The organism is Methylotuvimicrobium buryatense 5G (assembly GCF_000341735.1).
Taxonomy (GTDB): domain Bacteria; phylum Pseudomonadota; class Gammaproteobacteria; order Methylococcales; family Methylomonadaceae; genus Methylotuvimicrobium; species Methylotuvimicrobium buryatense.
Genome location: NZ_KB455575.1, coordinates 3,169,749 through 3,181,488 on the forward strand (window position 1 = coordinate 3,169,749; position 11,740 = coordinate 3,181,488).

16 protein-coding genes are annotated in these 11,740 nt (G+C 48.4%); 2 read left to right on the plus strand and 14 right to left on the minus strand.

From position 1 onward, the window contains the following. Window positions 1-86: 86 nt before the first annotated feature. From ltrA to METBU_RS28170, 5 genes are all read right to left on the minus strand, one after another. A complete protein-coding gene (ltrA, locus tag METBU_RS0114255; protein ID WP_017841279.1) occupies window positions 87-1,337 on the minus strand; it encodes a group II intron reverse transcriptase/maturase in 1,251 nt (416 codons plus the stop codon). 1,003 nt (window positions 1,338-2,340) lie between these two features. After that, window positions 2,341-2,700 carry a Tn3 family transposase gene (locus METBU_RS0114260; RefSeq protein ID WP_017841280.1) on the minus strand — a complete coding sequence of 120 codons (360 nt, stop codon included), beginning with the start codon at window positions 2,698-2,700 and terminating at the stop codon, window positions 2,341-2,343. Window positions 2,701-2,705: 5 nt separating this feature from the next. After that, a complete protein-coding gene (locus METBU_RS0114265; RefSeq protein WP_017841281.1) occupies window positions 2,706-3,578 on the minus strand; it encodes a GNAT family N-acetyltransferase in 873 nt (290 codons plus the stop codon). A gap of 24 nt (window positions 3,579-3,602) precedes the next feature. After that, a complete protein-coding gene (locus METBU_RS24245) occupies window positions 3,603-4,001 on the minus strand; it encodes a hypothetical protein (RefSeq protein ID WP_186005693.1) in 399 nt (132 codons plus the stop codon). 31 nt (window positions 4,002-4,032) lie between these two features. Continuing rightward, window positions 4,033-4,368: a hypothetical protein gene (locus METBU_RS28170; RefSeq protein WP_235726416.1), complete on the minus strand. Its 336-nt coding sequence runs from the start codon at window positions 4,366-4,368 to the stop codon at window positions 4,033-4,035. A gap of 52 nt (window positions 4,369-4,420) precedes the next feature. On the opposite strand from METBU_RS28170, the gene METBU_RS0114275 reads away from it, so the two are divergent. Further along, complete coding sequence (locus METBU_RS0114275) at window positions 4,421-4,669, plus strand: hypothetical protein (protein ID WP_017841274.1); 249 nt, start codon at window positions 4,421-4,423, stop codon at window positions 4,667-4,669. Here METBU_RS0114275 and METBU_RS26490 read toward each other — a convergent pair. The 5 genes from METBU_RS26490 to METBU_RS0114295 form a co-directional block, all read right to left on the minus strand. Continuing rightward, window positions 4,658-4,855: a hypothetical protein gene (locus METBU_RS26490; RefSeq protein WP_017841275.1), complete on the minus strand. Its 198-nt coding sequence runs from the start codon at window positions 4,853-4,855 to the stop codon at window positions 4,658-4,660. The genes METBU_RS0114275 and METBU_RS26490 overlap by 12 nt on opposite strands. 168 nt (window positions 4,856-5,023) lie before the next feature. Then, complete coding sequence (locus METBU_RS0114280; RefSeq protein WP_138767050.1) at window positions 5,024-5,962, minus strand: type IV pilus modification PilV family protein; 939 nt, start codon at window positions 5,960-5,962, stop codon at window positions 5,024-5,026. Next, a complete protein-coding gene (locus METBU_RS0114285; protein WP_017841283.1) occupies window positions 5,922-7,133 on the minus strand; it encodes a pilus assembly PilX family protein in 1,212 nt (403 codons plus the stop codon). The genes METBU_RS0114280 and METBU_RS0114285 overlap by 41 nt, the downstream gene beginning before the upstream one ends. Before the next feature lie 16 nt (window positions 7,134-7,149). Further along, window positions 7,150-7,935: a PilW family protein gene (locus tag METBU_RS0114290; RefSeq protein ID WP_014147550.1), complete on the minus strand. Its 786-nt coding sequence runs from the start codon at window positions 7,933-7,935 to the stop codon at window positions 7,150-7,152. Continuing rightward, window positions 7,926-8,453: a GspH/FimT family pseudopilin gene (locus METBU_RS0114295; RefSeq protein ID WP_017841284.1), complete on the minus strand. Its 528-nt coding sequence runs from the start codon at window positions 8,451-8,453 to the stop codon at window positions 7,926-7,928. The genes METBU_RS0114290 and METBU_RS0114295 overlap by 10 nt, the downstream gene beginning before the upstream one ends. 125 nt (window positions 8,454-8,578) lie before the next feature. On the opposite strand from METBU_RS0114295, the gene METBU_RS0114300 reads away from it, so the two are divergent. Continuing rightward, complete coding sequence (locus tag METBU_RS0114300) at window positions 8,579-8,932, plus strand: hypothetical protein (RefSeq protein WP_017841285.1); 354 nt, start codon at window positions 8,579-8,581, stop codon at window positions 8,930-8,932. A 309-nt stretch (window positions 8,933-9,241) separates the two neighbouring features. On the opposite strand, the gene METBU_RS0114305 is transcribed toward METBU_RS0114300, so the two are convergent. The 4 genes from METBU_RS0114305 to METBU_RS24255 all read right to left on the minus strand — a co-directional run. Beyond that, a complete protein-coding gene (locus tag METBU_RS0114305; RefSeq protein ID WP_017841286.1) occupies window positions 9,242-9,610 on the minus strand; it encodes a VOC family protein in 369 nt (122 codons plus the stop codon). 90 nt (window positions 9,611-9,700) lie between these two features. Beyond that, window positions 9,701-10,288, minus strand: coding sequence for a hypothetical protein (locus METBU_RS0114310; RefSeq protein WP_026130236.1), 588 nt, complete (start codon window positions 10,286-10,288; stop codon window positions 9,701-9,703). A gap of 116 nt (window positions 10,289-10,404) precedes the next feature. Then, window positions 10,405-11,136 carry a cell envelope integrity TolA family protein gene (locus METBU_RS0114315; RefSeq protein WP_017841288.1) on the minus strand — a complete coding sequence of 244 codons (732 nt, stop codon included), beginning with the start codon at window positions 11,134-11,136 and terminating at the stop codon, window positions 10,405-10,407. A 275-nt stretch (window positions 11,137-11,411) separates the two neighbouring features. After that, the coding region (locus tag METBU_RS24255; protein WP_017841289.1) for an IS66 family transposase at window positions 11,412-11,740 on the minus strand (329 nt) is incomplete at its 5' end.

Genomic DNA, 11,740 nt, shown 5'->3' on the forward strand with positions numbered 1-11,740 from the left:
CGCTCCGTTGTTGAGTAGACCGCAGGCACTTCCCCCACAGACTCTCGCAGAACGGTACGTGAACCTCTCGATTCATACCGCTCCCATCAGGCAAACGCACCTATCATTCCCGCCCGCCAATGGGCAAACAAGTTTGGATGTTGATCTGCAATCTTCTCCAGAAACAGCATTGCCTTTATTTTATGCTGGCGTAGCGGCTTGAACTTTCGTCTTACCCACCTCACCAGAGTCATGTTGACGTGACGACACATACCATATAACGCAGATCGGGTATAACAACCATAATAGCCTATCCATCCCCTAATGATGGGATTCAACCATTGTGCTATTTGCCCTAAGCTCAACTCGGTACGCGTTCTGACTCGTAACTTTCTGACCTTTCCTCGCATTGACTTCAGCGCCGCTTTACTCACCGCCGGCGTAAAGTTTACAAACACACTGTTTCTTTTGCGATTCCTACACAGTCGCCGTCTGAACGTATACCCCAGAAAATCAAAGGAGGTATGCTTATAGCGCCCTTTGCGACTTCCATCTTTACAGTAAACAATCTTGGTTTTCACCGGATGAAGTTCAAGCCCACAGGACTGAAAGCGTTGTTTCAGTGCTTCCAGCATGTGNTTGGCTTCTGCCTCACTCCGGCAGTGCACCAGACCATCATCGGCATAACGACACCAGGGTGTATCCGAGTAGTGCTTTTGCAACCATTTGTCGAAGACATAGTGCAGAAACAGATTACTGAGCACCGGACTGACAACTCCACCTTGTGGCGTGCCTTTTCCCCGGCTACTCAATTCCCCATTGGGCATCTGCATCGGCACCGTCAACCAGCGCTCGATATACAATCTCACCCAAGCCGTATCGGTATGCTTATAGACCGCTTTAAGCAATAGATCATGCGGTATATTGTCAAATAATCCCTTAATATCAAACTCAAGTACCCAGTCATAGCGCCAACAACGTTCTCGCGTGACACCCACCGCATCGAGTGCTGACTTATTCGGCCTGTAGCCATACGAGTCAGGCAAAAAGTGCGGCTCAACCTGGGGTTCAAATTCCAGTTTGACGACCATCTGAGCAATACGATCACTCACGGTGGGTATACCCAAAATCCGTTCGCCACCTGCTTTCTTCGGTATGGCTACCGCTTTGACAGGCGGCGGGAAGTAACTGCCGGACGACAGCCGATTCCATAACTTGTAAAGATTGTCTTTCAGATTTCTTTCAAAATCTGCCAACGATTGCCTATCAACACCTGCAGCACCCGCATTGGCTTTCACCAATTCAAATGCACGCATCACTTGCCATTTCGAAATGACAAATGGCTTTGCCTCGCTCATATCATCCTCCTGCCTTTCAACAGTTGTGATAGCAATAAAGGCTGCCTGATGTTGCCCCTTCGCTCCTCGTTCATTACAAACGCTTCAACACTACTACGAGCAACTCCGCCCCAGTATCACGCATCGGTACTCTCATACTTATCAATTTAGTGATTTGCATTTCTCCCTTAACATCATGATGACTGGTTCCCACAGTTCCCATTGAAAGCCCGGTACAGAGTCACGCCCACTATACGCCGGACACCATCTGCACAGACTTCGGATCCGCTTGCAGACTCATCCCTGAAGTCTTGGACGCCCCAGGTTTTGATGTCGAGTCTCTGAATAACGACGCGTCAACATAGGTTCGGTTTAACTCGTCTCTCTGTACCCTACCTGCTAATTATGAATTAGCTTTTCCTCAACGCTCACTACCTGCACTCTTAATACAAGCAGCTTGAGGTGGTTTAAAGCCGGTTTCCGACAACAGACTTTGATGGACCTACCATCATCTTCCAATGAGCTTATACACATCTGATCGCTATTTCCGTATAGCGTCAGTTTGTGTGCCTGTGGCACACTCCAAGATTTTCAGCGTTCGCTGCAAGGCTACATGTTTAGCCGACCTGTTACAGCGGAGCAACTCGAAACCGGCTTCGGCCAGGTTGTTTTTTAATGGCGATAGCGAGGAAATCAGCCGTGCTGTGGATCGCCACCGCTAGCGGCGGCCTGACTTGAGGCGCGGCACATTACCGATAATTCTCAATTCCCGTACTAAACTTCCGTGGATTGCACCTGCTCCGGTAAAAAGGCCTCCGGCCTGCATAGACGTAACTTCTTAAAAAGTCACGGCAACCTCTCGCAAAACAAGCGACATTGGGTGCTAATCAACAAAAGGCTCTAAAGTTTCACGAGATTTTAGCTAACCTCTTGCGCAGAATGGCCTGCGGACGATTTTCGATCTCTCAAATTTTAGCTAATTTTAGAGGCTGTTTTTTGAGAGCTTACAACCCAACGGAATCAATCATTTTTTCATCCGAGAAATCATAATCCCCTGCAAGTTAAAATGGCTCCACCGCATGACGGAATCGTTTCGGATCGCTTCCATGAGTTCTTTTTTACGCTCTTCGTTATTATCCTTACCGAGTTCCTTTGCAAGATAAAGATAGTTCCAACATATAAGGGTATTTTTGATGAGCCGGCGACAGCCTTCCGCAATGTCCTGGTCTTCTTTTTCATCTTGAGAGAAGGCATGATCATTACCCAGTGAAATCGCCTTGGACAATTTATTCGCCCCGTTGATTATGCTGGTTTCATATTCAAAAACCGCCGCCCCGCCTAAATATAACGCGCTAGAAAAGGCAATGTGCGTCGCTGCCAGCACGAAACTTAACCTAATTCAAAGCTGGTGACACCATAGACCTTGTTAACCGGCACAGGCGGCTCTAGTCCGATATACATCCGGGCTGTTTCAAAAACCGGTTGCATAGCGCAGCGATCGACCAAGCTCGTTGCACACGGGTTTATTGCAGGAATATCGAGAAAAAACGGACTGCTTTCTGGCAATCTGGTTTGCAGTGCCTGCAATAAGGCTTCGGCTTGCGGTTCTGTTTGGGCAAATAAAGGGCCGATTTTAAAGCCGATTCGACATTTTCTTGCCATGCCGTAACCGACAATTTTGCTGTATTCCCGATAGGCCAACGCATGGCTATTGGGCTGATTGAGCCAGGAGAATAAAAAGGCGGAACGGTCAACGGTGAAAACCGATTGGTCAAAATCCATGAGGGCTTCCCAGTCACACGTCATAACATCAACAATCGCCGGGTCAATAGATTGCGAAGCGCCCGATAATCCTTTATAGCGAATATTCTGGTACGCCAGCTTGAAGCCAAACTTTTGATAATTGGCCTGTTGGCTGACCACACCGTCCAAGCCGATGGTGCGTCCTTGTAAACGATCTATCCCCGCTTGCCATATCTGAATACCGTAGCCCTGCTCCCGGTATGCCGGTTTGACGATGTAAAAGCCGAGAAAACCAAACGTCTCTCCGTATTTCACCGCTGAAATGCAGGCAATCGGTTCATCATCCAATAAACCGATTAAAAACCCGTCTGGGTCAGCGGCAAAAAAACATTCGTGGTCATAAAGACCCGGATTCCAACCCTCGCTAGCGGCCCAGTCAACAGCAATCATCATTTCATGGCAGGTCATCGGGCGGATTTGATATCTGGAAGCAGTCATAAAAATAGTCTCAACGTTCATGTGTTAGCACAGGAAAAGAATGCCTCATTTTCCCACGCCTTTAAATATAAAGAACCTAAACGTCAGAAACAGCGCCGCCCCGATTCCGCCCATGATGTATAAGGTCTTGTCCCCGGTACCCATGCCGACGTAACGCATCGACACGATCAGCGCCCCCAGGACCATCACCATCGGCGTGAAATCGAGATATTGCACGCCGGCCTCGTGGCGCATTTCCCGCACCTTGCGCTTGTCGATGATCCGTTCCTTGCCGGATTCGTCGAGCATGTCGTAGATCGCCTGCGGCACCCCGCCCGATTGCTTGACGACGTGACTGATATACAGCTCCGGCGATTCGATCAGGATGCCTTTGGTTTCGATGTAGCGTTTGACGATCGTCCGGATCGTGTCCGGAGGCAACGGCTTGACCCCAATCTCGCGCATTTTCCACCACAGTTTCCGGACGCGGGCCTTTTCAGCCGATCACCTGGGCATGGTCGAAAATGGCCAGCCAGAAGGCCACCTGCGTCGGCGTCAAATTGGTCAGGTCGTCGACCGCGATCACCGGCTTGGCTTCGGCGACTTGCTTCAAGGCCGCCTCCCGTTCTTCCTTGACCGACGACAACGGAATGTTGATCTGCAGGCCGCCGAACACGGTGTAAGGATCGTCCCGGAACTCGGTGCCGCCGACACTGACCCGGCCGATGAACGACAACACGGCGTCGTCATCCCAGGCCGCTACCCGGAAAGGCAAGAATAAGGCTACAATAAAGACGATTCGCACGATCATGGATTCACTTTTATCATACAAAAGTGTAATTTTGTTTTAACTTAGTCTAGCTTTTGTAGCCGCAAAAGTGAATATGAATAGTAAAGAAGCCGAAATTTTATTCCAGGCGGGCGCTTTAGAGGCGCCCGTCATCCAAAAACACGCCTCCGGAGACGGCTGGACCGTCACGCTGTCCGGAAAGCATAAACTGAATCCGATGCTGGAGACCGCGCGCGGCAAAATAAGGGTGTTTAAACGCCTTGATGCTGCGGTCGGGGTTTTGTTTGGGGTGGGGTTTGGTGAGATAACGATTGTGCAAACAAGTAAATCATTATTGACGTGAAAGTTTTATATTGCTGTTCGAACAATCACCTGTATTTACAACACCTAAAAACGCATTGAGTTCAACTTTGCATTTTTCGATATTTAATCCATTATTGCCGTCACTTGAAATGTTAGTGACGTAAGGGCCGGCTGTAGTACAACCAGTCAAGAAAATAACCGCTAAAAATGTTAATAAAAATTTCATTCAGGTTCCTTTTTCGTTATTTTAAAAATACAACTAAAGCATAGTAGCCATGTACCGAATCAAAAGCCACCTTTGCGAAGTATTCAATTGCACCACCCCCGAACTGACCAGCAAAGGCATACTTGACGAGTTCCGGGCATGGCTCAAGGATAATCCCGAATAATCGATTTATTCAACGGGGCAACTTGCCGAAAAATACCTGCTATTTCCAGATCCCGTATCATTCTCTTGGCAACAAGACACGGTACACTCAGAAGGATTCGTACCGCTCAACGAATAACCTTGACCAGGGTTTCGAAAAAAACAGCTACAGGAAACAAAGCCTCCACCGCCGCCTACAACTTCTCCTTCTCCTTCTCCTTCTCCGTCGTTACCATCTTCTGGTGGCGTCGTATCTCCCCCATCGTCGCCTCCGTCACCATTCTCGCCATCGACACTGCACGAAAGATAGGTATAAGCACCGGATAAAACACCTTCGGTGCATAACCTGGTTTCGCTGACGCAATCATCGAGCGACGCGACTGTACCGGACAAATAAGCCGTTACGGTACTGCCATTCGGCACGGTGCCATGTACCCAAGTACAATCGTCAGGACTGCCGCCTCCGCCTCCGCCAGTATTATTCATCGCCAGGAGCACTACGCCGCCTTTCACCGGATCGACTTCGGCAATGAATGAAGTCAGCTGTACGATTTGCGTCGTATCCGCTTGATCTTGCCAAGATACGGCAACATTGGCTTGTTTGCACTCAACTGAATTCGCACAACCCGTAATCGTCCAGGTTCGTGTAAATGTCGCATTGGCGCCTAATTGTGTATCGCTATCAGACCCTGAATACGCGCTATAGTCGGACTGATGTACAAAGGTGCGTAATTCTTCGATTTTTTCTTGCGCTAGATTCAGCGCATGCGTTCTCATCCGGCTATCCCCGCTACTGGACAACGTAATCCCTTGCAAACGGGCAACGCCCAGCATTGTCATGCCGACCACTAAAGAGGCTATCATAGCCTCAATCAAAGAAAAGCCTCGAATTTTGCGATGCTGCACGTTCATAATGATCACGCCTTTAAAAATCTTTCCAGGTACCGGGAATGCGCGTAGCATCATCTACGCTCATTTGAAAAATATCATTCAAGGCATCACCGCTGCCGTGATCGACTTCAATGAATTTCGTATTGGCATTAAACTTATACGCATCCCCTTCGATCAGAATTGCCCCATAAACTTCTGCTCCACCAAAACCATTGGTCGCACAAGCTGTCGCCGTCTCGTAATAAATAACGCCGTAGACGCGAATGCTGCCATTAAACTTCGGGCATCCGTATCCGCTGGGGATAATCAGTAAAACCGGATTATTCGGTCCGCCGATGGTCCTATTGTCAATGCCTACGCCAGAACAAGAACCGGTTATATCGGATGAATTTATCGGCCCACTGTTATTGACAACATAGATTGAAGGCGATGAATTCGGCGGCCCGCAAGGAATGCTTGTATACACATGGCCTGCATCTGTGGCTTCTTGTTTAGCATCGGACAAGCTCATTTCAAAATAATTATTCCATGCGCATTCAGTGCCTGGACACCCGGGAAACGTACCGACATTATAATTATCCGATACCCCCGTCTCGCCAGTGTCTAACACGCCATTGTTATTCGCATCGTCCCACAGGTTTACGTTCATATGCCCTTGAGGAAGACAAGTCGAAGAAGCGCTGGTGCCGCTTGCGGCCACAAGATTGCCTACCCCGAGTAAATAAGTAGTCGGGCTTCCTTTGGTACCCGTAATACACCCTGATGCAGCCAACGGCGGCGGCATCGTCATGCCGGAACCGAACAGACTTTTGCGGATTTGTTTAACCCACGCTTCTGATTGTGCTGTTATGCTGGCATCGTTACTTCCTTGCGATACCGAAGTCACTCGTATCGCGTCGCTTCCTTTAGTAAAAGTTAGTAGATAATTATAGCTTTCACCTGTCGAGGTTCCGACAACAGGCGGGAGCGCCGAGGGGCAACCATTTGGCAACGAACCCGCTGCACAAGTGACGTTATTGGGAATTGTGTTGCTTTTGGCCCAAGCCAAGCCATATTCAAGCCCGGCTTCGGCTGCCTCCTGTGCTTCGCGGGCTCGTAAATCGTTACCGACAATTTGTTGTTCCATGACGCCTGTACGCGCCGTAGTCAGCGCAACGCCCCCCATCACTATCGACAAAACTATGACCACAATCAACGTAGCCGCTCCTTGCTGTCGTCTCATAAAGCCAATACCAATCATATTCATATCAAGGCAGTCCCAATCAATTAAGAGGCGGTAGATATTTATCGTTCCTGATCCGCACTTGTTGCGTGATTGTTTGCGAAACTGCAGTATCGGTCCGTAAACGCCCCGTCAATCCGATTGCAACATTGCGAACGAACAAACAAGCAGGATCAGGTGCGGTGCCATTTCGAACGCATGTCCGACACGCTTCACCGGCATCGCACAATCCGTTGCAGTTATCGTCGCCATCAAAGCATCCATCATTATCTGAGTCGGTCGCCATGCTGGTAACATTAAGAACTTCTGTAGCCAATACGAACGCTAAATCAATTATCTCAACATCCGGCTCGGTGACCGATTGCCAATCGCCATTAGTACAGTTCTCATTGGTCGTGCCATCACGACGCATTTCCAATTCGCCGTCATTATTCAGTCGAAAGCCAAAACGTTCATCATCATTCACAACCGGAGGATTGTCATTATTACGGTTATACGCATAAACAATGCATGAGCCACTGTCATATATCGCAATATCCGTTGTTGCGCCGGCTGTGAGATCGTCAAAAAAGGGGTTATTTTGCAAAGCGGCATTATTTTCAGGATCATCTGTAACAAAGCCAGCGCGTCTAATATCGCGCACCATGATATCCATCATTGCCCGCATATCCTGATTTAAGCGAGTCAATTTAATATTGTCGCTTTGACCTCTAACCGATGTAGCGAAAACATTGACACCACCCGCAACAACGATTAAACCGACCAACATCCCAATCAACAACTCGATTAAAGTCAAGCCGGTTTGATATCGTTTACTTAGCTGCATAGCGGATACCTGTCTATAGTCCCGCATATCCTAATGCGCCCCAATAGACTGACGGTGACAGTCGCACTAAAATATTCAGATGTCAAAGTAGTAGCGCCATCCATCAGATTATCGCCTCGAGTTGGATTAAATAGAGTAAAAACATCGTCATCCCCGCCAAAGGCGGCTGAATCTAATGTTGTCCCGAAAAAATCGCTACCGTTGACTGTCTTGAGTAATTCATTACTTCCGTCAGGATCGGCATGAACGGTATAACTCCAGTTGCTTCCTGTTGAAAAAGTCACCTTGACGATTCTATTGCGTTTAATCGATTCAGCGCGTGCCAAACGCAAATCGGTGGCTATTGCTTCAACAGCACCGGTAATACGTTGTTTATCAAGGGTCGAATTAAAGGCAGGAGCGGCAAGAGCTGCTAAAATCGCGATAATCGCAACCACAACTAACGCTTCAAGAAGAGTGAAACCTCCGGAACACGCACTATTCCATAAGGAAGACATAGAGAGGGGGTTTTTATTCATTCCATTATTATGTGGCTGCACAAAAAATAGCGCCTAATAAAACGCTATTCGCATTATGCAATATGCGGTATTAAGCTACAAGCAATGATGCGAACCGCATAATGTGTTTGAAACAAAGAGGACTTATGACAGACATACCAAATCACTGGGCGCAAGGCTGGGCGTTTTATAAATCCGGAGGCAAGGGCTTTGTGCCGAACGAAGAAGATCCGGAACTGATCGAATGGGTCAAAGGCTTCGGGGCGGCGATGGCCGATTACGACTTGGAAGGCGAATATCCGAGCCTTCAAACCGCCCTACTCGACCACGGCATCGATGCGGATTTGCTCGCGGAATGTTTAAAAGCGGCCGAAAGAATCCTCGCGGAACCGGAATTCAACCGCTGGCCGTCGGTGCCGGTGCGGGGTTATGGCGAAGGGAATCTTCGGGCGGGGCCGTTTGTGGTGGTTTTGCCGGATGCGGCGAATGATGATTATTAGACGGGTAACGGCCAAAACCGGCCGTTGGCGATGCCGGCGAAATTTTCCATCCCTAAGTTCGGTGAATGGCAGCTATTCGGCAACCAACCTTACGTCCTTTTTTGGCTCCACCCGGCCATCAAGAGATAGACACCGGATTAGTATGGGTGGCTGGTCGTCCTTGTAAAGCAGTCATTCAGAGACATCTAGCCACGCACCTAAACCGACATTGAAGGAAAATTCAACGTTTGAACTCACCGGCCGTCGGAGGCGGTCCGCTAGAATTATGGGTTCGGCGTAGATTTCAACCGCATGTGCTCCCCTTGGAGTTCAATCAATGTTTTGGCCAATGCGCCAAAGAACACCGGATGGATCGTAAAGACAGAAATCACGCATGCGCCAAGGCTGATTTTCCAACTCGGTAACCTTGACTCCGTATTTTTCAATGACACCGCTTTTCTGGACTTGCTGCCACCATGAATTCACATCTTCTACCAGGATGTGCATCATGAAATTCTCGGCGAACGACTCGGCGCAGAAATCTTGGAGCAGAAAGCTAACATGCCCAAAGTGGAAGTAAGCGATACCGGCACCTTCAGAGGCCATCGTAAAACCAAGATCCTTGTAGAACTGCTTGGAAAGCTCGAAGTCCTTTGACGGAACGAAGGCCTTGATTTCAGTGATTTTGAGATTTGACATTTCGGTTTCGTCCTACGACGCTGAACGCTCAGCATCAGCATCAGCATCAGCGGTTGCAATCACCCGGTCGCGACGAGAGACTTTCCAACTTCAAAACGTCCGACTTCGCGACTCGGGTGCATTGCTTGGTTCTGCGATTGCAGGTAGACCGTCCACCAGCCCACTGCGGTGGACGCATATAATTATGATTCCGACACGCTGAATCAATGGCGCTGAAGACCAGCGGCTAGAAAGTTCAGCAAATTTTGTAGAGTGTGGCACGGCAACACCTAAAAGATCAATATCCGAAACTTCTGAAACCGTCATTAGTTGGCCGATTGCCTCACGTAACAATGGGTATTCCGATGAGCTCTTGGATCGTTGCAGCTTTCCCTTCTTGCTTTCAACTCGTAGTCGCCGGCCGTTTCGCAGTGTTGCTACAACATCGCCAAGGCCTGGGCTGGAGTGAATCTTCAATTTACTTTGAGAATCAGCAATCTTGTATACGCCCTGCCATGAATCTCCAGATCTTGTAACGGCAATCAACCCCTCATCGCGGAGAAATTTGTCCATCGGGAAGTGAATTTTATTCAGATTTCGCACCTGCGCACCGTCGATTGCGACATCCACATCACCTGTCGCATATTGATTGCGAGCAATGTAAAGCGCTAACCGAAGGCTAACTTCGGCTTCAGGCATTCGATCATCGGGTAGGGTGTCCATCATCTTTTCGCAGAACGACCAAGCTCACTGGCGGCAATGGAGCGCAGCGGAATTGCCGTCCAGTGGAGCGCCTTGTTAGCGGAATATGCTGATTAAATACCAACTGCCTTTTGAACATGAAATGTAGCCAATTCTTTTAAAGTAAACGAATTGTTTCCGTTTAATGTTTCTTCAAGATCAGCGTGTTTCTCAAACCAGCTGTCATCAAGTGGGTAGAAAGTTTTCACATACTCAGTTCCCGTTTCAATAATAGCCCTGGCTTTGCGTTCTCTAAAGTCAGTTAAAAGCACCTCGTATAGGTCTTTGCTCACCTTTCTTGTTTTTCGCAACCGAATCGTGCTCGCAGGCTCATAATAAACTTGATCCCTATCAGGGTTCCTCTTCTGCTCACCACCTTTTGCATAGTACCAATACTCTTTAACTTTTCGTTCTTGGTTGGCAATTCCATATCTAATAGCAAGCGATTCATTCCCGTGCTTGCCAATTTGGTATGTATATGGTGTAGTTTGTTGATCACCATCTCGGTGCTGTTGGCGTTCGACTTCAATTTTTCTTTTTTTCTTAGCTTCACGCTCCATCCACGCTCTGTTTTCAGCCTTTGCTCTCTCTCTTTTTGCTTTGGCTTCTGCCTCTTCTTGCTCTTTTCGCTTTCGATTCTCCTCAGCCTCTTTTGCCTTCCGCTCTAGATAAGCTCGTTCTGACTCAGGGTAAAATGCATGGTAAATACTACGGATTACAACATACAAGATCCAAAACCCAACGATAAGCAATACCACATAGGGGAGGAAAAGATACAGCGCAGCAAAAACTATGAGATGCCACATTACTTGCTACTCCTTTTGACAATCATCCCGGCACTCTCTTGTACTTTTCTCGATCTGGCTGATAAATGACCTTGGATAATATCTGCCGGAGACCTTTTATTCTCATGAAAAATGGACCTGCCTCTAATTTAACCCTCTCCCAATCATGTTTGAGTAGCAGGGCTATTCTTTCTGAGAATTCATCAGAGCACTCATTTTCTTTACCCTCAACTGGCAGTTTTATACAACCAATAATCTCTCTGTCATCTTGTAATCGTTTAGCCCCCCTGTTCCTATCACGCCAAAACCGGCATAGGCAAACGAGGGACGGGTTGGTTTTTACGGCGTTCGGCCAGTGTTTGAGCAATAAACTCCCAAGGATTCAGGTCTCTCAAACGCGCGGTATCAATCACGCTCGCCAGCAAGGCAACCACGCGACTGCCTTGTGCCGTCCGCGAACCGAAGGTGATTTTGCGCAGCAATACCCAGTGCCGCAAACTGCGTTCCGCCACGTTGTTGGTCAATGGATGCGCCGGCGTTTCGACCACGCGCACGATGGCCTCCCAATCGTTGAGAAATTCGCCGGCTAATTGTCGGCTGTCAACATGCGCGATGTCTCGGTGCG

What these genes read in the sequence shown, in the direction of transcription:
- METBU_RS0114265 (WP_017841281.1), bottom strand. Translation starts at nt 3,578, where the DNA reads ATGAACGTTGAGACTATTTTTATGACTGCTTCCAGATATCAAATCCGC.
- METBU_RS24245 (WP_186005693.1), bottom strand. Translation starts at nt 4,001, where the DNA reads ATGCGCGAGATTGGGGTCAAGCCGTTGCCTCCGGACACGATCCGGACG.
- METBU_RS0114275 (WP_017841274.1), top strand. Translation starts at nt 4,421, where the DNA reads ATGAATAGTAAAGAAGCCGAAATTTTATTCCAGGCGGGCGCTTTAGAG.
- METBU_RS26490 (WP_017841275.1), bottom strand. Translation starts at nt 4,855, where the DNA reads ATGAAATTTTTATTAACATTTTTAGCGGTTATTTTCTTGACTGGTTGT.
- METBU_RS0114280 (WP_138767050.1), bottom strand. Translation starts at nt 5,962, where the DNA reads ATGATGCTACGCGCATTCCCGGTACCTGGAAAGATTTTTAAAGGCGTG.
- METBU_RS0114285 (WP_017841283.1), bottom strand. Translation starts at nt 7,133, where the DNA reads ATGAATATGATTGGTATTGGCTTTATGAGACGACAGCAAGGAGCGGCT.
- METBU_RS0114290 (WP_014147550.1), bottom strand. Translation starts at nt 7,935, where the DNA reads ATGCAGCTAAGTAAACGATATCAAACCGGCTTGACTTTAATCGAGTTG.
- METBU_RS0114295 (WP_017841284.1), bottom strand. Translation starts at nt 8,453, where the DNA reads ATGAATAAAAACCCCCTCTCTATGTCTTCCTTATGGAATAGTGCGTGT.
- METBU_RS0114300 (WP_017841285.1), top strand. Translation starts at nt 8,579, where the DNA reads ATGACAGACATACCAAATCACTGGGCGCAAGGCTGGGCGTTTTATAAA.
- METBU_RS0114305 (WP_017841286.1), bottom strand. Translation starts at nt 9,610, where the DNA reads ATGTCAAATCTCAAAATCACTGAAATCAAGGCCTTCGTTCCGTCAAAG.
- METBU_RS0114310 (WP_026130236.1), bottom strand. Translation starts at nt 10,288, where the DNA reads ATGCCTGAAGCCGAAGTTAGCCTTCGGTTAGCGCTTTACATTGCTCGC.
- METBU_RS0114315 (WP_017841288.1), bottom strand. Translation starts at nt 11,136, where the DNA reads ATGTGGCATCTCATAGTTTTTGCTGCGCTGTATCTTTTCCTCCCCTAT.